This is a genomic window from Xanthomonas campestris pv. campestris str. ATCC 33913 (assembly GCF_000007145.1).
Lineage (GTDB): Bacteria > Pseudomonadota > Gammaproteobacteria > Xanthomonadales > Xanthomonadaceae > Xanthomonas > Xanthomonas campestris.
Map to the genome: position 1 here is coordinate 3015095 of NC_003902.1, position 19632 is coordinate 3034726.

Genomic DNA, 19632 nt, shown 5'->3' on the forward strand with positions numbered 1-19632 from the left:
GCAGAGGGGCGACAGTCTATCCCAGCGCCCCATGGCGGTGCAGTGGGCGGCCGCGCGGGTTGGCGCCGAGAGGCTTGGGCCAAGCCGCCAGGCGATCATGCGGGAACGTGTTGCCGGCATGATCGCCGCCGTTGGGCACCTGCATGCAACCGGCAGCGGTGCCTCAGCCGGCGTCCAGCGCCTGCCGCAGCGGCTGCAGGAAGTCTTCGGCCCGCTTACGCGCGCTGCGCACATCCGACGCATCGGCCAGGGCCGCCACCAGCGCGCTGCCGACGACCACGCCGTCCGCATCCACCGCCATCGCGGCAGCACTGGCGGCGTCCTTGATGCCGAAGCCGGCCACCACGGGTGCGCCGGCACGGGCGCGCAGCTGGCGCAGGCGGTCGCTGGCCGCGTGCGTGTCCAGCCGGTCGGCCGCGCCAGTCACGCCAGAGAAGCTGACGTAATACAAATAGCCCTGCGCAGTGCTGCACAGCATGTCCAGCCGGGCCTCGCCGGTGGTGGGCGACGCCAAGGCGATCAGCGCCAGACCGACCTCGGTGAAGATGGCGCGGGTCTCGTCGGCCTCCTCGGGCGGCAGGTCGACCAGCAGCACGCCATCGATGCCGGCGGCCACCGCGGTTTCGGCAAAGCGCCGCGTGCCGTGGATTTCGATCGGGTTGAGGTAGCCCATCAGTACCACCGGGGTGGTGGCGTCCTCGCGCCGGAATTCCTGCACGGCTTCGATCACATAGGCCAGCCCGGCACCGCGGCCCAGCGCGCGCTCGGAGCTGCGCTGGATGGTGGGGCCGTCGGCCATCGGGTCGGAGAACGGCACGCCGAGCTCGATGATGTTCGCACCAGCGCGCACCAGGGCATGCATCACCGGCACGGTGGCTTCCAATGAGGGGTCGCCGGCGGTGATGAAGGGAATCAGCGCCTTGCGGCCGGAGTGACGCAGCGCGTCGAAGCACGCAGCGATACGGTCGGGCGCGCGGCTCATGCGCATCCCTCCACCAGTTGCACGGCGTCCCAGCTTCCCCAGTACATCGATGTCACGCTGCCTTCTCCAGTTTCGTAGCGAACGGCGAGCCCACGCGCGGGGTCATGCCATGTCAGATAAAGATCCTTGCCGTCGTCACCGCCATAGTGATGCGGCTCGACGCCATAGCCGGCCGGCAGGCGTGCACGCACGCTGGCCTCGCTGTCGCCGATGCGAACGCCGAAGGGGCCCACGACCCCGGCATCGGTGACGTCGAAGCGGACAACGCGCCCGTCCTCGACCATCATCGCCACGCCCGCGGGCAGCAGCCCTGCTTCCACGTAGTCGCACTGTCCGATCGGGCCGGCATTCATCGGCTTCCAGGCGGCCCGCGGCGCCAGCTCGGCGAAGCGCTCGCCAACCCGCACCGCGCCGCTGCGATCCAGCGCGAGCGCCGATGCCGCGGCCGCCGCCAGTGCAGACAGGCACAGCAGCGCCATGCCACCGCCGAGGTTGCGCGCGTGCGCTGCGATCACAGCACCATGCCTTCGCGTGCGGCGATGGTGTGCACGTCCTTGTCGCCACGGCCGGACAGGTTGCACAGCACCAGCGCGTCCTTGGGCATTTCGCGCGCAAGCTTGATCGACTGCGCGACCGCATGGCTGGATTCCAGCGCGGCCAGGATGCCTTCGGTATGCGCCAGCAAGTGGAACGCGGCCAGCGCTTCGTCGTCGGTGATGCCCTGGTACACGGCACGGCCGCTGTCGGAGAGGAAGGCATGCTCCGGCCCCACGCCTGGGTAGTCCAGGCCCGCCGAGACCGAATGGGTCTCGATGATCTGGCCGTCGTCATCGCAGATCACATACGTGCGATTGCCGTGCAGCACGCCGGGGCGCCCGGCGGCGATCGATGCCGCATGGCGGCCGCTGGCAATGCCATCACCCGCCGCTTCGGCGCCGTAGATCTTGACGCCGGGGTCGTTCAAGAACGCATGGAACAAACCGATGGCGTTGCTGCCGCCGCCCACGCAGGCGCTGATCGCATCCGGCAGGCGGCCGTAGTCTTCCAGCATCTGCGCACGCGCTTCGCGGCCGACGATGGCGTTGAAATCGCGCACCATGCGCGGATACGGATCCGGGCCGGCGACGGTGCCGATGATGTAGAAGGTGTCCTGCACGTTGCTGACCCAGTCGCGCATCGCTTCATTCAGCGCGTCCTTGAGCGTGGCCGAGCCCGAGGTGACTGGGATGACCTTCGCACCGAGCAACTGCATGCGGTAGACGTTGATCTTCTGCCGTTCGATGTCGGTCGCGCCCATGTAGACCACGCATTCCAGGCCCAGCCGCGCCGCGACGGTGGCACTGGCCACGCCATGCTGGCCGGCGCCGGTCTCGGCAATGATGCGGGTCTTGCCCATGCGGCTGGCCAGCAGCGCCTGGCCGATGGTGTTGTTGATCTTGTGCGCGCCGGTGTGGTTCAGGTCTTCGCGCTTGAGCAGGATCTGCGCCCCGCCCACTTCGCGGCTCAGCCGCTCGGCGTGGTAGATCGGGCTGGGGCGGCCGACGTAATGTTTGAGATCCTTGTCGTACTCGGCAATGAAGGCCGGATCCTGGCGCGCCAGATCGTAGGCGGCAGACAGTTCCTGCAGGGGCGCGATCAAGGTTTCCGCGACGAAGCGCCCGCCAAACTTGCCGAAATGGCCGGCGGCATCCGGGTACGCATGAAAGTCACTGATGGGCTGGGCCGACATGGGAGCTATTCCTCCGCAACACTGCGGAAATACGGGAAAGACGCACTCTAACGCAGGCGACGTAGCGGATAAATCGATAAGATCGCCGCAACCTGTGACCTGTACTCACATATGCCCACCTCCCTGCCCCCGCTTGCTGCCTTGCGCGCCTTTGAGGCCGCGGCGCGCCTGCAAAGTGTCAGCCGCGCCGCCGACGCCCTGCACGTGACCCACGGTGCCATCAGCCGGCATGTGCGTTCTCTGGAACAGCTATTGGGCACCGCCCTGTTTACCCGCCAGGGCCGCGGGCTGGTGCTGACCGCCGCCGGCACGCGCCTGCGCGATGCCACCAGCGAGGGCTTTGCGCTGATCGCCGACACCTGGGCGGACCTGGCCAGCCCGCGCAACGAGGCGCCGTTGGTGCTGGGCTGCTCCGGCAGCCTGCTGGCGCGCTGGGTGATTCCGCGGCTGGGCCGGCTGCAGCGCGATCTGCCCGATCTGCGCGTGCATCTGTCGGCAAACGAGCAACCGCCCGGGCCGGACCTGGACGGCCTGGACGCCGCGCTGCTGCTCGACACCCCGCCCTGGCCGGGCGACTGGCAGGTGCACGAGCTGGGCGTGGAGTGGATCGGGCCGGTGCTCAGCCCGCAAAGCCCGCTGGCGACCCAGCTGGCCGGGCAGCCGCCGCACGCACTGCTGGCGCACCCGCTGCTGCATACCCGTTCACGCCCGCAAGCCTGGCCGGACTGGGCGCAGGCGCATGGCATCCCGGCCGACAGCTTGCGCTTCGGCACTGAGTTCGAGCATCTGATGTATCTGCTGGAAGCCGCTGCGGCCGGACTGGGCGTGGCGATCGCGCCGCAATCGCTGGTCGCCGCCGACCTGGCGGCCGGGCGGCTGGTGGCGCCGTGGGGCTTTACCCCGACCCGGGGCCGCTGGGGCCTGTGCGCGGCGCGGCGCAATCCCGATCCGCGGATCGCACAGCTTGCCGGCTGGTTGCGCGGCGAGCTTGCGGCGGATCAGCCCTGATCAGAGGCGAGGCGCTACATCGAGCAGCGGCGTCTTCGCGCTACCACGCATGAAAAAAGCCCCGGAAACCGGAGCCTTGAAGAGTTCTCAGCTGCCCGAAGCGTCTGATGACGCTCCGGGTTTATTGCGCGACGCGCCTGTGCAGGTCACTTCGCCAACGCCTGCATCTGATCTGGCGAACGTCGGCATCAGCGCGGCACAACCATGGGCTCATACCGCAGCACACTGCAGCGCGCTCAAGAGACCACCGTTACGACATCTCGTGACAGTCGGCGCGGCGCACTTCTTCGACGAACTTGCGCATCTTGTGGCCGTCCTTGATGCCCGGCGCAAGCTCCACGCCGCTGGACACGTCCACGCCCCACGGCAGGGTCGCCACGATCGCGTCGAAGACGTTGTCGGCGGTGATGCCGCCAGCCAGCAGGAACGGGCGATGCAGGCCGGTGGGCAGGCGCGACCAGTCGAAGGTCTTGCCGGTCCCGCCGCCCTCGCCCGGCGCATGGCTGTCGAACAGGAAGCCGGCCGTATTGGGATAGGCGAGCTGCAGGGTCCGCGCGTTGGCGTCTTCGCCATTCACGCCGGAAGCGCCCATCGGCACCGCCTTGAGATACGGCAGATTGAAGCTGCGGCAGAAGGCGTCGTCTTCTTCGCCATGGAACTGCAGCAAGGTGGGACGCACGGTGCGCACCACTTCGCGCACTTCTTCCTTGGAGTTGTTGCGGAACAACGCCACCACATCGACCATCGGCGCGGTGGCCTGGCGCATGGCGCGCGCCTCGGCCGGGGCCACGCGGCGCGGGCTGCCATGGGCGAAGATGAAACCCACCGCGTCCACACCCAGCTCGCCGGCGAGCCGGATGTCGCCGGCGCGGGTCATGCCACAGAACTTGATGCGGGTGCGGTACAGCGATCGATTCATTGGGTCACCTCGGCGGGCAGATGCCACTCTGCGGGATACAGCGGCCCGATGAACACCAGGCCTTGCGGCGGTGCCGTCGGGCCGGCCACAGTGCGGTCGCGTCCGGCGAGCAATGTCGCGATCCAGTCGATCGGCTGTTCACCGGTCCCGACCAAAATCAGCGAGCCAACAATATTCCGCACCATGTGATGAAGGAATGCATTGGCCTGCACCTGCACCTCCACCACCTCGCCCAGCCGCTGCACGGTGATGGCCTGCAGATTGCGCCGCGCATGCAGGGCCTGGCATTGCACGCTGCGAAATGCGCCGAAGTCGTTCTCGCCCAGCAATGCCTGCGCGGCGGTGTGCATGGCCTGCGCATCCAGCGGCCGGCGCTCCCAGCTCAGGGTCTGCCGGTACAGCGCCGGGCGGATCTGCCGGTTGAGCAGGCGATAGCGGTAGCGCCGCGCCCGCGCGGAAAACCGCGCATGGAAGTCCTCGGCTGCCGGCACGCACCAGCGCACCGCCACCGAGGGCGGCAGCCGCGCGGTGGTGCCCAGCATCCAGCCGCGCGGTTCGCGGCGGGCATCGCTGTCGAAATGCACCACCTGGCATTCGCCATGCACGCCGGCATCGGTGCGGCCGGCACAGACCACCTGGATCGGCGCATCGGCCACCGACGACAATGCCGCCTGCAGGGTTGCCTGCACACTTGGCCCGCCGTGCTCGCCCAGTTGCTGCCAGCCCTGGAACTCGCTGCCGTCATATTCCACGCCCAGCGCGTAACGCATCAGTGTCTGCCTCTTGGGGTACCGGTCATGCGCAGCCGACTAGACGCTGCGCTCGGACCACACGGCCAGCGTGGTGCCGCCGGGCTCGCGAAAATGAAACCGGCTGCCACCGGGAAAGCCGAAAACCGGCTTGACGATCTGCCCACCGGCGGCGGCAAACTGCTCCAGCACCGGGGCCAGGTCATCGGCATACAGCACCACCAATGGGCCGGTGTCGGCGGGCGGCGCCGCGGCTGCGCGATAGAAGCCGCCATCCAGCCGGCCATCGTTGAAGGCCAGATAGTCCGGGCCATAGGCCTGGAACTGCCAGCCGAACACCTGCGCAAAGAACGCGCGGCTGGCCTCCAGGTCGGCGGAGGCGAACTCGATGTAATCGATGCGGCGTTCGCGTGCGCCAAGCGTGTCCATGGCCGGGCTCATGCCAGACGGTCGAGCAGGTCGGCCGCTTCGGCACGGGTCGCCGCATCGCCGGTGGCGGCGACTTCCAGCAACAGCCCGCGTGCAGTGTCCTTGTCGCCCAAGTCCATGTAGGCCACCGCCAGCTCGAGACGGTCGCGGCCGGCCGAGGCGAATTCGCGCGGCGCAGCAGCACTGAACGTCTCGGCATGCGGCGCGTCGTCAACCGGCACCGGCGCCGGCGGGGCTGGGTCGAAGTTCAAGCTGTCCTGCTGCGTGGCTGGTGAAGGCGGTGCGTGTGCGGCAGTCATTGGCGCTGGTACGGGTTCGGGTGCTGGCTCAGCTGCCGGGGCAGGTCTGGCGTCGGCCAGATCGACGGACGGCGCGGCAGGCGTCGCGCGCAAGGCGCGCCAATCGTCACTGGACACCACCGGGGCAGCTGCGTGCGGCACCGGCTCGGCCAGCTGCGGTTCGCGCCGCAGCACGTCCGACAGCGGCGGCTGCGTGCCACCGGCGCGTTCGTCTTCGTGCAGATCAATTTGCTCGAACTCGGTCTCCTGCACCACGTCGCGCTCGCTGGGCACGGTGGCGGCGGCGTCCGCATCCGGCTGGGCCGCAGCAGCTGCAGTGCCGGGCGGAATGAAATCGAAATTGCGGCGCGGCAACGGCGGCAACGGCGATGGCTTGCGGCGGCGCGCGGCCAGCCAGGCCACCACCGCGGCCACGATCAACACCAGCCCGCCGATCAACCACAGCGGGAATCCGCCGCCCTGCGCGGGCGTGGCCGGGGTCTCGGCCAGGCGCCGCTGGGCGGCGGCCAGGTCGGTGTCCTTCATGGCGATCAACGCCTGTTGCTGCTGCTTGAGCTTTTCCAGGTCGGCCACGCGGGTGCGCAGCTCCTGCAGCTCGGCATCGCGGGTGGCGATGTCTTCCTTGGCCTGTTGCAACTGTTCGTTGGCCGCCATCTCGCCCTCGCCTTCGCCACTGGTGCCGGACGTGGTGCCGGCCTTGTTGGTATCCGTCGCCACCGCGGGGGCGATCTCAAGCCGCGCGCCACCGGCGGCGCCTGCAGCGGCAGCGGCCGCCGGCGCGGGGCTGGCGGCCGGAGTGGTGCCCGCCTCGGCCGGTTGCGGCATGGGCGCACGCGCCTGCCGCCACTGCGTGGCCTGTTCGCGCACCAGCGCCGCGGCCTCGGCGGCGCCCACTTCGGCCAGCGCGTCCTGCTGCGGCGTGCGCAACACCGCGCCCTGCTTGAGCCGGTTGATGTTGCCGTTGATGAAGGCATCGGGATTGGTGCGCAACAACGCCAGCATGGTCTGGTCCAGCGAATGCCCGCTGGAACGCGCCACCCCGGCAGCGATCTCCGACAAGGTCTGGCCCGGGCGCACGGCCGGCAGCTGGTCGCCCGCTGCGCTGGCCGATGGCGCCGGCGCAGCGGCAGCAGGCCGTGCGGCCGGCCTTTCCACTGCGCTGTCCTGGCGACTTGGTCGCGCGCCGGAAGCCGCGGCCGGTTCGCGCGCAATGGTGTTGCTGGCACCGGCTTGCGGCGCCTCGATGCCTGGCTCGGCAATCGCCGCTGCGGTATTGGGCGCATCGACCAGCGCCGAATACTCGCGCACCAGGCGGCCCTGGTCCCACTCCACTTCGATCAGGAAGTTGATGGCCGGCTGATCGACCGCCTGCGTGCTGGTCACGCGAATCACCGCGCGGCCGCGGGCGTCCTGCGCAAACTGGAACTGCAGGTTGCTGACCAAGCCTTGCGGCCGCTCCAGGCCGACCCGCGCAAAAATGGTTGGCGATGCCAGCGCCACGCGCGCGTTGTCCAGTTCGCCAGGCTCGTTGGAGATGATCGGGATCTCGGCCACCAACGGCTGCCCGGGTTTGGACAACACCCGGATATCGCCCAACCCCAACGCCATGGCCGCACCACTGCATAACGCCAGCAGCAGCACGCCCACCCCTTGTATCGGGCGCATCGCGCCCCGGCCCCTATGTTTCATGCGCATCAATATAGCCGCTGAATGAGCGAAAGAGTCGGCTTCATCATGCAGAGTGCGTGCGCCGGCGTAATGCCGCAACGCGCCATGCGTGCAGGAGCACCGGTGTGGCCATGAACGCGATGGCGAGAGGAGATGCGAATTCGCACGCGGGTGGCAACGGCTGCGTCGCTAGCCCGCTGCATTGTTTAGTTATCCAAGGATCGTCGCGACCAAGGCGTTGGTCGACGTCAGGAGGCACGAAACAAGGTAGGAGCGCACTTGTGCGCGATGGGGCGTTACCGGGCAAGCCTCATCGCGCGCAAGCGCGCTCCTACGACGCTGAGCGCTCAGGCCTTGCTGTGCACGGCGCCTTGGCCGGCGTCACTGCGGATCACATGTCGGCATCAAAGCGAATCTCATGAATGTAGGAGCGCACTTGTGCGCGATGGGGCATTACCGGGCAAGCCGCATCGCGCGCGAGCGCGCTCCTACGACGCTGAGCACTCAGGCCTTGCTGCGCACGACGCCGGCGTAGGCGTCACGGCGGGCTCGCGTCCGGCATCCACACGAATGAACGTAGGAGCGCACTTGTGCGCGATGGGGCGTTACTGGGAAAGCCTCATCGCGCGCGAGCGCGCTCCTACCACGCTGAGCGCTCAGGCCTTGCTGCGCACGGCGCCGGCGTAGGCGTCACGGCGAGGCCCACACCCAGCATCAACACGAATGAACGTAGGAGCGCACTTGTGCGCGATGGGGCGTTACTGGGAAAGCCTCATCGCGCGCGAGCGCGCTCCTACGGCGCTGCAGGCTCAGCCTTCCTGTGCGACCAATTCGGCCAGCTGCACGGCATTGAGTGCGGCGCCCTTGCGGATATTGTCGGAGACGATCCACAGATTCAGGCCGCGCGGGTGCGAGAGATCCTCGCGGATGCGGCCAACGAATACCGCGTCCTGGCCGGAGGCATGCGTCACCGGGGTCGGGTAGCCGCCGGCCTTGTGCTCGTCCACCACTTCCACACCCGGCGAGGCTGCCAGCAATGCGCGGGCTTCGGCCACGGTGATCTTTTCGCGGGTCTCGATGGCCACCGCTTCCGAATGCCCGTAGAACACCGGCACGCGCACCGCGGTGGGATTCACCTGGATGTTTTCGTCACCGAGGATCTTGCGGGTCTCCCAGACCAGCTTCATCTCTTCCTTGGTGTAGCCGTTGTCCTGGAAATCGTCGATGTGCGGAATCAGGTTGAAAGCGATCTGCACCGGGAAGCGCTGCGGGTCGATCTGCTGGAAGCTCAGCAATTCGCTAGTCTGCTTGCCCAGTTCCTCCATCGCCGAACGGCCGCCGCCGGACACCGACTGATAGGTCGCCACGTTGATGCGCTCGATGCCGTACTTGCGGTGGATCGGGCCCAGCGCCACCAGCATCTGCATGGTCGAGCAATTGGGGTTGGCAATGATCCCGCGCGGGCGCTGCTTCAGCGCTTCGGGATTGACCTCGGACACCACCAGCGGCACATCGTCGTCGTAGCGGAACGCCGAGGAATTATCGATTACCACCGCACCGGCCGCGGCGAACTTGGGGCCGTATTCCTTGGAGACACTGCCGCCTGCGGAAAACAGCGCGATGTCCACGCCGGTGGGGTCGAAGTCGGCCAGGTCCAGCACGTCGACCTTGCCGCCGTTGAACTCGACCTGCCCGCCCGCCGAGCGCGCCGATGCCAGTGCATACAAAGTGGCGACCGGGAACTGACGTTCGGCCAGGATGCTCAACATGGTTTCGCCGACAGCGCCGGTGGCGCCCACGACGGCGACGTTGAAACGACGGGTTTCGTTGCTCATGAGAATGTCTTTATCGAAAGGGGAAAGAAAGGGAGCACTGCGGGCTGGGTTCGGGGAACCTCCAAAGCTGGCCGCGGAGGTTCCCTATCGTTTGGTCGCAGCGGTTTTGGTCGCGCCCACGGTCGCGCCACCGCGTTTGGCAGCCGCCACCGCATCGGCGTTGAGTGCGCTCGGCGGATGCCCAGCGTTGGCACCCACGCCCAGCGCAGCGATCAGGTTGTCCACCGCCAGCTGCACCATGGCGCGGCGCGTGGCCAGGCTGGCACTGCCGATATGCGGGGTGAGCACCACGTTGTGCTGCGCCAGCAGTTCCGGGCGCACCCGGGGCTCGCCCTCGTAGACATCGAGACCGGCACCGGCGAGGCGGCCATTGGCCAACGCATCGGCCAGCGCGATCTCATCGACGATCCCGCCGCGCGCGATGTTCACCAGCGTGGCGGTGGGCCGCATCTTCGCCAGCGCGGCGGCATCGATGATGTGGTGCGAGGCCTGGGTGTAGGGCAGCACCAGTACCAGGTGATCGGACTGCGCCAGCAAGGTGTCGAGGCCGACATACTGCGCACCCACCGCCTGTTCGGTCTCGGCCGGCAGCTGGCTGCGGTTGTGATAGAGCACGCGCATGCCGAAGCCATGCGCGCCACGCCGGGCGATGCCCTGCCCGATCCGGCCCATGCCCAGGATGCCCAGCGTGCTGCCATGGATATCGGCGCCGAGCATGGTCTTGAACGACCACTGCCCCCACTGCCCGTCACGTAGCCAGCGTTCGGCCTCGGTGACGCGGCGTGCGGTGGCCATCAGCAGGGCAAACCCCAGGTCGGCGGTGGTTTCGCTCAACACATCCGGCGTGTTGCTGGCCAGGATGCCCGCCGCGCTCAGCGCATCGATGTCGAGGTTGTTGTAACCCACCCCGACATTGGCGATGGCACGCAGCTGCGGTGCTGCGGCGATTTCCGCTGCACCGATGCGCTCGTTGAGCGTGACCAGCGCGCCATCCAGCGGCGCGAGCCGCGCGGCGAGGTCGGCGGACGAATACGCCGTGACCTGCGCGGTGGTGACCAGTTCGAAATGCGCGCCCAGCTGTTCGACCACATCGTCGAACAACGGCTGGCTGACCCAGACCTTGGGGCGCGCGGTGTCAGACATCGGCCTGACCGGGAATCAGCGGCGACACCTCGCCCACGTCGCCGCATTGGGCGCGATGGCGCAAGGCCTGGTCCATCAATACCAGCGCCATCATGGCCTCGGCGATCGGCGTGGCACGGATGCCCACGCACGGGTCATGGCGCCCGGTGGTGATGACATCCACCACGGCGCCGTCGGCATCCACGGTGGCGCCGGGCAGCCGCAGGCTGGAGGTCGGCTTGAGCACCATCGAGGCGGTGACCGCCTGCCCGGTGGAAATGCCGCCGAGAATGCCGCCGGCGTGATTGCTGAGGAAGCCTTCCGGGGTGATCAGATCGCGGTGTTCGGTGCCCTTCTGCGCGGCACTGGCGAAGCCATCGCCAATCTCCACACCCTTGACCGCATTGATGCTCATCAGCGCCGCGGCCAGTTCGGAATCAAGCTTGCCGTAGATCGGCTCGCCCCATCCCGGCGGCACGCCACCGGCCACCACGTCCACGCGCGCACCGACCGAGTCACCGGACTTGCGCAGCGCATCCATATAGGTTTCCAGCTCCGGCACCTGCGCCGCATGCGGCCAGAAGAACGGGTTGTCTTCCACCGCATCCCAATCAAACCCGCTCGGGCGGATCTCGCCCAACTGCGACAGGAAACCGCGCACCAGCACGCCGTAGCGCTGCTTGAGCCACTTTTTGGCGATCACGCCGGCGGCCACGCGCATGGTAGTTTCGCGCGCGGACGAGCGCCCGCCACCACGCGGGTCGCGGATGCCGTACTTCTGCCAATAGGTGTAATCAGCATGCCCGGGGCGGAACTGCTGGGCGATGTTGGTGTAGTCCTTGCTGCGCTGATCGGTGTTGCGGATCAGCAGCCCGATCGGCGTGCCGGTTGTGCGGCCCTCGTAGACGCCGGACAGGATTTCGATCTCGTCGGCCTCGCGGCGCGCGGAGGTATGCCGGCTCTTGCCGGTGGCACGCCGCTGCAGGTCGTGGGTGAACTCTTCCGGCGCGATCTCCAGGCCGGGAGGGCAACCGTCGATGACGCAGCCGATCGCCGGCCCATGCGATTCGCCGAAAGTGGTGACCGTGAACAAGCGGCCAAAACTGTTACTGCCCATGACGGCATCCTTTCAACATCTCTGCAGGCTGCAGCGCGTGCAGCATGCGCGGCAGGTGACGTGCGGCGACCAGCATCGGCGCCACTGCCAGCACACCACTTGCCACGAGCAGGAACACGCCCAGCCGGGCGTGGCCGCTGAGCAACCAGTTGGCCAGCAAATGCACCGCCACGCCCATCCCGACCAGCAGGCCAAAGGCCACAATCCAGCTGCGGCGCCGATGCGCACGTAATGTGGCATCCGAACTGGTGGTCACGACCCAGGCACAGACGAGTCCGAAAAATGCCATGGACCCGAAGGTGATTTCTGCAGCGGCACTGGCCCAGCGCTGAAGTGCCGGGCCGCCGTACATCGGGTCGAACAACCGAAACACCACATCGAGCAATCCGAACGGAATGCACATGCCGAGCACGGACACCGGCACCAGCAGCACGATGTCGCTCAGATGTGGCCGGTGCGTGCGTGCCTCAGCGCGCACTGGCCAGCTCGGTGATGCGCGCGCTGTGTGCGATCAACTCGCGGCATTCGACCGCGAAGATGCCCATCTGGCCGACCTTGAACTCGACCCAGGCGAAATCCACTTCCGGCAGCAGCTTGATCAGGTGCTGCTCGGACTCGCCCACTTCACAGATCAGCAGGCCGTCTTCGCTGAGGTGCTGCGGCGCATCGCGCAGGATCTTCAGCACCAGATCCAGGCCATCGTCGCCCGCACGCAGGCCGAGTTCCGGCTCGTAGGAATATTCCTGCGGCAGCGCGTCGGTTTCGTCGTTGGTGACATACGGCGGATTGGTCACGATCAGGTCGTACTGCCGCCCGGCCAGACCGGTGAACAGATCGGATTTGAGCAGGCTGACGTTGTCGGCATGCAGGCGCGCCTTGTTCTCGGCGGCCAGCGCCAGCGCGTCATCGCTGATGTCCACGCCGTCCACGTCCCAATGCGGGTTGTAGTGGCCCATCGCGATGGCGATGCAGCCGGAGCCGGTGCACAGGTCCAGCGCGCGGGTCACTTCGCGGCCGCCCAGCCAGGGCTCGAAGCCCGCTTCGATCAGCTCGGCGATCGGCGAACGCGGCACCAGTGCGCGCGCATCGCTCTTGAAACTCAGCCCGGCAAACCAGGCCTCGCCGGTGAGATATGCCGCCGGCACGCGCTCGTCGACGCGGCGCTGGAACAGTGCCAGCACGCGCTCTTTTTCTGCGCGCAGCAGGCGTGCCTGGCCATAGGCCGGGCCCAGATCGTGCGGCAGGTGCAGGCTGTGCAGGACCAGCTGCGTGGCTTCGTCCAGCGCGTTGTCGTAGCTGTGGCCGAAGGTGAGACCGGCCTCGTTGAAACGGCTGGTGCCGTAGCGGATCAGGTCGATGATGGTGTGCAGTTCGTCGGCCGCGGCGGCAGTCATGGCAACAACTAAGAAGTGTTCGGCCCCCGATTATAGAGGTCGGATCGGTATCATGAGCGTCCGTTGCACTGGAAACCGCCATGTTCAATCGCAATACCGGCATCGTGCTGCTGGTGGCGCTGGCCGCCGGGCTAGGCCTGTTGCTGGGCCAGAAGTTCCTTGGCGGCACCCCGCGCTCGCCCTGGCCGCCCACCCAGACCATCACCTTCTACCCACAGCCGCGCCCGCTGCCGCAGTTCAGCCTGCGCCAGTCAGATGGCACCCAGCTGGTGCCCGGCGAATTGAACGGTCATTGGACCCTAGTGTTCCTGGGCTTCACCTTCTGCCCGGATGTCTGCCCCACCACACTGACCGATCTGGCGGTGGCCCAGCGGCAGTGGGAGAGTGTTCCCGAGAGCCTGCGCCCGCGCGTGTTGTTCGTGTCGGTGGACCCGCAGCGCGACCCGCCCGCACGCCTGGGCGAATACGCGCACGCCTTCCACAAGGACACGCTGGCGGCCACGGCCGATGAACCGTCGCTGGAGCGCTTCGCCACCGCGCTGGGGTTCGTGTTCCAGAAAGTGCCGGGCAAGAATTTCGCGCAGAACCCCAACGACTACAGCATGGATCACTCGGCCGGCATCGCCGTGCTCGATCCGCAGGGCCGGCTCGCTGGCCTGATCCGTCCGCCGCTCGACCCGAAGGCGATTGCCGCCGACCTCCAACAGCTGACCAAGGTAACCGCTCCGTGAGTCTTGTCACTTCCCTGACCTACGTGCTGCCGCATCGGCTGCTGTCCTCGCTGGCGCGCGCCCTGGCGTATTCCAAGTCGCCAGCGACCAAGCAGTGGCTGATCGACACGGTCACGCGCAAGTTTGGCGTGGATCTGAGCGAAGCCCAGGAGCCGGATCCGCGCGTCTACCCCACCTTCAATGCGTTTTTCACCCGTGCGCTGAAGCCCGGCGCGCGCGTGCCCGACGCCGACCCGCAGGCGCTGTTGATGCCGGCGGACGGGCGCATCAGCCAGCTCGGGCCGATCGAGAACGGGCGCATCTTCCAGGCCAAGGGCCAATCGTTCACGGCTGCGGAACTGCTCGGCGATGAGTCCGCCGCCGTGCCCTTCCACAATGGCCTGTTCGCCACGGTGTATCTGTCGCCCAAGGACTATCACCGCGTGCACATGCCGTGGAGCGGCACCTTGCGCGAAACCGTGCATGTGCCTGGCCGGCTTTTCAGTGTTGGCCCCGATGCAGTGCGCAACGTGCCGCGGCTGTTCGCCCGCAACGAACGCCTGGTGTGCCACTTCGATACCGACTTCGGCCCGATGGCCTCGGTGATGGTGGGCGCGCTGCTGGTGTCCGGCGTGGAAACCGTCTGGAGCGGTGTGGAGATCCCGCGCTACGGCGACCGCATCACGCGCAAGGATTACCGCGGCAAGGGGATCACGCTGGAGCGCTTTGCGGAGATGGCGCGCTTCAATTATGGATCGACGGTCATCGTCTTGCTGCCGCCGGGCGTTGCCGCGCTTGAAGGCGGGCTGGCTGCGGAATCGTCGGTGCGGCTGGGACAGGCGCTGGCACGACGCCAGGTGGCCTGACGCGCAGCGGCGCGACAGGCGTTTAAACACTTCACTCGCGCGACGCTACGGTCATCGTGCTTTCGTCAGACGTCGCCGCGCTCTGACACGCGCACGTGCCGCAGACTGCTGCGTGGTTGAGCAAGACGCAACGCGTCAGGCGTTTCGGCGCTTCGTTTGGCTACGCTTTAGAACCTGGCCAAACGCGCACACGCCGCTCCACTGACAGACAAGTGCGGCACCGGCTACGCCAACGCAGTACGCTGCCATGGCGCACCGGACACTTCCCACCTAGGACCCTGCATGACCACACGGATGTTGCGATGGCCGCTGGCCGTCGCCCTCGCCACGGTGCTGGCCGGCTGTGGCCAGCAGAGCGAGCAACAGCAGCTGGATGCGCTGCGTTCGGGCCTGCAATACCGGGGCTACCGGCAGTTCAGTGAGCATGGGTTGCCGGTCGCCTTTGCCGCCTACCAGCGCGGCGGCAGCCTGCTGGACACGCCGCCGGAACCACTGACTGCCGACGACATCTGCATGCTCCACGCGATGCTGTCCTACACCGCACTGTCCGCCAACAAACTGCTGCCCGCGATCGCCGAAGCGGACCTGCTGGAGCGCGATTGCGGGTCGCAGGGCGCGCTGATCGCCACGGCACTGCGCTCGGTGGCGTTCGAACGCAAGCACTGGCCGCAGCTTGCGCAGCGCTCCAGCGACAGCCTGTGGAAACACGACGCCAATCCCGACGACACCCTCACCACCTTGCTCATGCTGCACGTGGTGATGGCTTATGCGGCCATCCAGGACAAGCGCTGGGATGCGGCGGTGCTGCATGCGGATGCGATCGGCCTGGCGGTGCGTGCACCCTGGCTGGGCGAGCTGGCGCGCGTGGGCCAGGATTTTGCCGAGCACCGGTTGCTGGAAGGCCTGCGCCGGCTCAAACGCCTGAGCGAAAACCCGAAGGTGCCGCCGGACGTGCGCGCCGAACTGCAGGCATTGATCACCCGCATCGAAGCGGAGAGTGGCGACCTGGACTCGAGCTGGGCGATCGCCCGCATCCTCACCCGCTTCATGTGGCAGGCGATCGAACAGAACGCGGCGCCTGCCACCAGGGATCTGATGCGTTTTGCCGAGCAGCAGACCAGCAAACTGGGCCCCGACGCACTACGGCAGGGCTGGCGTGCACGCTGGACACGCTGGTGGGCGAAGGCACAGACCTTCTGGCAGGACGCCGCGCCCGCGTCGGACAAGAATGCGGATGCCGCTCCAGCAGCGCCCGCTCCCGCCACGCAGTGACTGCGTCCCGGCCGGTATCCGCGGCAGCACGCGGCCGACCGCGTGCTGGCCGACGCCTACGCCATGAGTCCCGTCGGGAAGCTGTAGCTCTCAGCGATCGCAACCAGCCAGCTTGATCGGTTGCCCCGGCTTGAGCGCGTACGACGGCGCCTTCAGGCCGTTGGCCTTGGCCAGCTCCTTGATCTCGCACTGGTACTTCTGCGCGACCCGGCCCAGGGTGTCGCCCTTGGCAATGGTGTAGCTGCGCACCTGCTTGGCCTTGGGCTTGGCGACTGCCGGCTGGCCGGTGGCCACCGTGGTCGGCACGCCGGCCATCGGGCTGACATCGCCCACCGCCACGCTGGGCACGTACTCCGGCGCGCTGGTGCGCACGATCGCGCTATTGAGGTCGGCGGTGATCAGCGCGCGGGCCAGGTCGGCGCGCGGGCCGCTCACGCAATAACGGGTGTACAGGCTGGCGATGCGGCTGGTGGCGTTGATGGTGGTCCCGGCCGGGATCCAACCATCGGGTTCGTAGCGCGGGTTGAGATTGCGCAGCGCGCGCATGTAGCCGTCGCGCGTGCCCATGCTGCCCAGGCAGATGGTGAGTTCGTAAATGGTGGTCGACTTGGCCAACTTGATGGTGGCCGACTGTGCATTGAGCTTGGGAAAGTCCACACCGTACTGGCGCGGGTGCAGGAAGATCCAGGCCGCGGCGATCACCATCGGCACGTAGTCCTTGGTTTCAGCCGGGAACTGGTTGTAGACGTCCTGCTCCCAGAACCCGCGGCCACCGGACTGGGCAAAGACGCGTGCCGCGCGCCCTTCGCCACCGTTGTACGCCGCCAAGGCGAGTTCAATGCTGCGGTTGAGCCCCACCATGCGCTCGTTGAGATAGGCGGCGCTGGCCTCGGCAGCACTGCGCGCATCGAAGCGGGTATCGAAACCGGTACCGTCCGGGCCCAGTCCGAAGCGGCGCCCGGTGGCCGGCATGAACTGCATCAGCCCTGCGGCGCCCGCACGCGAACTGGCGTGCACCTTGCCGTTGGATTCCTTGGCCATGATGCCGAACAGCAGCGCCTCCGGCAGCGCGCGTTTCTGCCATTCCGGCCACATCACCGCCCGCAGGTTGGCGTAGTTCTCATAGCTGGTCAGCAGCGATGGACGCATGTCGGTCAGCCAGCGACGGATGCCGGCCTGCACCGCCGGGTTGTACTGCACCATCTTGTCGAAGTCGTGCTGCTGGTCGTTGAGCAGACTGGCCGTGCGGGCCGCAGCGGGGACGTCGGTCGCCAGCGGGCCGATGTGGTCCGGGTCGGCCTGCAGCAGGGTGTCGTCGTCTTCCGGCTCGTCGGACGCCGGCGCTTCCGCATCCGCGCGCGCCTTGAGCAGGCGCTTGTAGGTCGACAGCTGATTGGCCACCAGGCAGCCACGCTGCTTGATGCAGGCGTCGATGACGTCTTCCATGTCCTCCAGTGCGGCGTCGCCTTCGGCGGTGCCCTTGGGGTCGGAGTTGTTCACCAACACCAGGGCGTCGCGGTAGCGCTTCTCGGCGGCGGCCATGCGTGCATCCAGCGCGGCGACCTTTTCGGTATCGCGCTTGGACAAGGCATGGGCGGTAGGAGCGAGGGACAACAACGCCAGCACGGCCAACACGGGCCATGGGCGCAAACCAAAATGAGCGAGCGGCATCGTCGGCAGTACAGCGGAAAGGCAGGCAGGGTAGCCGCCGGGGTGACACCGGGGCAAGGCGGCGGGCCCGGCAGGGTCAGTGCGCCGTTAGGTTGGCTACCGCATCCAGCGCAAAGCGGCAGCCCGGCGCCCGCACCGGGCCTGCCGCCGGCAGATGCCATTGGCGAATGGGCAAATACCCTGTGCCGGCCAGGTTTGACGGCTAGAATCCGGCCTTTCCTACCGGATCTGCGCAATGGCCTCGTTCCTGCTCGGCAAAGGCATTACCGACGGTATTCCGGTGGTTCTGGAGGGCCGCTTCGGCAACCGGCACGGTCTGGTGGCCGGGGCTACCGGCACCGGCAAGACCGTCACCTTGATGACCCTGGCCGAAGGCTTCTCGCGCCTGGGCGTGCCGGTGTTCCTGGCCGACGTCAAAGGCGACGTGGGCGGCCTGGCGGTGGCCGGCGATGGCGCGCCTCGCGTGCTGCAGCGCGCAACGGAGATCGGCATCGGCGATTACGCGCCGGCCGCCAACCCGGTGGTGTTCTGGGACCTGTACGGGCAGCTCGGCCACCCGGTGCGCACGACCGTGAGCGAAATGGGCCCTACCTTGCTGGCGCGCATCCTGGAGCTCAATGACACCCAGTCCGGCGTGCTGGACATCGTGTTCAAGCTGGCCGACGACCGCGGCCTGCTGTTGCTGGACCTGGACGACCTGCGCGCCCTGCTGGCGTTGGTGGTGGAAGAACGCAAGGAGCTCTCCACCAGCTATGGCCTGGTGTCGGCGCAGTCGGTGGCGGCGATCCAGCGCGCCTTGCTGCGGCTGTCGCAGGATGGTGGCGAACAGTTCTTCGGCGAGCCGGCGCTGGAATTTGCCGACCTGATGCGGGTGGCACCGGATGGCCGCGGGGTGATCGGCATCCTGGCCGCCAACCAGCTGGTGCTCAAGCCGCGGCTGTATTCCACCTTCCTGCTCTGGCTGCTGTCGGAACTGTTCGAGCGCCTGCCGGAAGTGGGCGACCTGGAGCAGCCCAAGCTGGTGTTCGTGTTCGACGAGGCGCACTTGCTGTTCGACGATGCGCCGCCTGCGCTGGTGCAGCGCATCGAACAGGTGGTGCGCCTGATCCGCTCCAAGGGCGTGGGCGTGTATTTCTGCTCGCAGTTCCCCGACGATATCCCCGACAACATCCTCGGCCAGCTCGGCAACCGCGTGCAGCATGCGTTGCGTGCATACACGCCGCGCGACCAGAAGGCGGTCAAGACCGCCGCACAGACGTTTGTCGCCAACCCGAAGCTCGACGTGGCCACCGCCATTTCCAGCCTTGGCACCGGCGAGGCACTGGTGTCTCCACTGCAAGGCAAGGGCGTGCCGGCACCGGTGCAGCAGACCCTGATTGCGCCGCCGCGCTGCCGCATGGGCGCTTTAGCCGACAACGAGCGGGCGCAGGTGCGTGCCGCCAGCCCGGTGGGCACGCGCTACGACACCGCGATCAATCGCGAATCGGCCGCCGAGCTGTTGGCGCGGCGAGTCGAACAGGTGGCCGAGCAGACCAACGCACCGCCGGCGCGCACCCGCGAAGAGGACGACGCGCAGGACAGCGGCTTCGGCCAGGCGATCAAGGACGCGGTGTTCGGCACCAAGCGCCGCCAGGGCATGCTCGAGGCCATGGCCAAGCAGACCTCGCGCACCGTGGGCAACAAGATCGGGCAACAGATCGTGCGCGGTATTTTCGGCAGTATTTTTGGTGGGAAGCGTTGAGTGCAGCGCCGCACGGGATGCGCCCGGTAGGAGCGCGCTCGCGCGCGATGAGGCCTTAACCGCAGCGCACCGCGCGCAAGCGCACGCGCCACACCGCATTCGCACGACAAGGAGCCACAAG

General features: G+C 67.6%; 18 protein-coding genes. 5 read left to right on the forward strand and 13 right to left on the reverse strand.

Annotated features, from left to right (window positions below; all coding sequences use genetic code 11):
• Nucleotides 1-163 precede the first annotated feature (163 nt).
• From trpA to trpB, 3 genes are read right to left on the reverse strand one after another with little or no spacing between them, the layout of a single operon-like run.
• Nucleotides 164-982 carry a tryptophan synthase subunit alpha gene (gene trpA, locus XCC_RS13205; RefSeq protein ID WP_011037671.1) on the reverse strand — a complete coding sequence of 273 codons (819 nt, stop codon included), beginning with the start codon at nucleotides 980-982 and terminating at the stop codon, nucleotides 164-166.
• Nucleotides 979-1497, reverse strand: coding sequence for a hypothetical protein (locus tag XCC_RS13210; protein ID WP_012437952.1), 519 nt, complete (start codon nucleotides 1495-1497; stop codon nucleotides 979-981). Before XCC_RS13210 ends, trpA begins: the two co-directional genes overlap by 4 nt.
• On the reverse strand, nucleotides 1494-2711 hold the full coding sequence (gene trpB, locus XCC_RS13215; RefSeq protein WP_011037673.1) for a tryptophan synthase subunit beta: 1218 nt from the start codon (nucleotides 2709-2711) through the stop codon (nucleotides 1494-1496). Before trpB ends, XCC_RS13210 begins: the two co-directional genes overlap by 4 nt.
• 111 nt (nucleotides 2712-2822) lie before the next feature.
• Between trpB and XCC_RS13220 the strand changes: the two genes are divergently transcribed.
• A complete protein-coding gene (locus tag XCC_RS13220; RefSeq protein WP_011037674.1) occupies nucleotides 2823-3719 on the forward strand; it encodes a LysR family transcriptional regulator in 897 nt (298 codons plus the stop codon).
• Between the two features lie 250 nt (nucleotides 3720-3969).
• On the opposite strand, the gene XCC_RS13225 is transcribed toward XCC_RS13220, so the two are convergent.
• The 9 genes from XCC_RS13225 to prmB all read right to left on the reverse strand — a co-directional run bounded on the left by XCC_RS13225 (nucleotide 3970) and on the right by prmB (nucleotide 13251).
• Complete coding sequence (locus XCC_RS13225; RefSeq protein ID WP_011037675.1) at nucleotides 3970-4638, reverse strand: phosphoribosylanthranilate isomerase; 669 nt, start codon at nucleotides 4636-4638, stop codon at nucleotides 3970-3972.
• Nucleotides 4635-5408, reverse strand: a complete 774-nt coding sequence (truA, locus tag XCC_RS13230) for a tRNA pseudouridine(38-40) synthase TruA (RefSeq protein WP_011037676.1) — start codon at nucleotides 5406-5408, stop codon at nucleotides 4635-4637. Before truA ends, XCC_RS13225 begins: the two co-directional genes overlap by 4 nt.
• Nucleotides 5409-5447: 39 nt before the next feature.
• The gene (locus XCC_RS13235) at nucleotides 5448-5828 is read right to left on the reverse strand and encodes a VOC family protein (protein WP_011037677.1); all 381 of its coding nucleotides are present in this window, start codon (nucleotides 5826-5828) and stop codon (nucleotides 5448-5450) included.
• Complete coding sequence (locus XCC_RS13240; protein ID WP_172642095.1) at nucleotides 5825-7804, reverse strand: FimV/HubP family polar landmark protein; 1980 nt, start codon at nucleotides 7802-7804, stop codon at nucleotides 5825-5827. The genes XCC_RS13235 and XCC_RS13240 overlap by 4 nt, the downstream gene beginning before the upstream one ends.
• A gap of 788 nt (nucleotides 7805-8592) precedes the next feature.
• Nucleotides 8593-9618: an aspartate-semialdehyde dehydrogenase gene (locus tag XCC_RS13245; RefSeq protein ID WP_011037679.1), complete on the reverse strand. Its 1026-nt coding sequence runs from the start codon at nucleotides 9616-9618 to the stop codon at nucleotides 8593-8595.
• An 84-nt stretch (nucleotides 9619-9702) separates the two neighbouring features.
• Entirely contained in the window at nucleotides 9703-10761 is a 1059-nt protein-coding gene (locus tag XCC_RS13250; RefSeq protein ID WP_011037680.1) for a 2-hydroxyacid dehydrogenase, read from the reverse strand.
• Entirely contained in the window at nucleotides 10754-11857 is a 1104-nt protein-coding gene (gene aroC, locus XCC_RS13255; protein WP_011037681.1) for a chorismate synthase, read from the reverse strand. The genes XCC_RS13250 and aroC overlap by 8 nt, the downstream gene beginning before the upstream one ends.
• Nucleotides 11847-12335 (reverse strand): hypothetical protein, encoded by a 489-nt coding sequence (locus tag XCC_RS13260; RefSeq protein ID WP_019237518.1) that lies wholly within the window; start codon nucleotides 12333-12335, stop codon nucleotides 11847-11849. Before XCC_RS13260 ends, aroC begins: the two co-directional genes overlap by 11 nt.
• On the reverse strand, nucleotides 12325-13251 hold the full coding sequence (prmB, locus tag XCC_RS13265; protein WP_011037683.1) for a 50S ribosomal protein L3 N(5)-glutamine methyltransferase: 927 nt from the start codon (nucleotides 13249-13251) through the stop codon (nucleotides 12325-12327). Before prmB ends, XCC_RS13260 begins: the two co-directional genes overlap by 11 nt.
• An 80-nt stretch (nucleotides 13252-13331) precedes the next feature.
• Between prmB and XCC_RS13270 the strand changes: the two genes are divergently transcribed.
• The 3 genes from XCC_RS13270 (at nucleotide 13332) to XCC_RS13280 (ending at nucleotide 16099) form a co-directional block, all read left to right on the forward strand.
• Nucleotides 13332-13982, forward strand: a complete 651-nt coding sequence (locus tag XCC_RS13270; RefSeq protein WP_011037684.1) for an SCO family protein — start codon at nucleotides 13332-13334, stop codon at nucleotides 13980-13982.
• Complete coding sequence (gene asd / locus XCC_RS13275) at nucleotides 13979-14827, forward strand: archaetidylserine decarboxylase (protein ID WP_011037685.1); 849 nt, start codon at nucleotides 13979-13981, stop codon at nucleotides 14825-14827. Before XCC_RS13270 ends, asd begins: the two co-directional genes overlap by 4 nt.
• Before the next feature lie 282 nt (nucleotides 14828-15109).
• A complete protein-coding gene (locus tag XCC_RS13280) occupies nucleotides 15110-16099 on the forward strand; it encodes a hypothetical protein (RefSeq protein ID WP_011037686.1) in 990 nt (329 codons plus the stop codon).
• Nucleotides 16100-16189: 90 nt separating this feature from the next.
• Here the strand turns inward: XCC_RS13280 and XCC_RS13285 are convergent, their stop codons facing one another.
• Entirely contained in the window at nucleotides 16190-17770 is a 1581-nt protein-coding gene (locus XCC_RS13285; RefSeq protein ID WP_029628919.1) for a transglycosylase SLT domain-containing protein, read from the reverse strand.
• A 235-nt stretch (nucleotides 17771-18005) separates the two neighbouring features.
• Here XCC_RS13285 and XCC_RS13290 point away from each other — a divergent pair, with 235 nt between their 5' ends.
• Nucleotides 18006-19511, forward strand: coding sequence for a helicase HerA-like domain-containing protein (locus XCC_RS13290; RefSeq protein WP_011037688.1), 1506 nt, complete (start codon nucleotides 18006-18008; stop codon nucleotides 19509-19511).
• Nucleotides 19512-19632 lie beyond the last annotated feature (121 nt).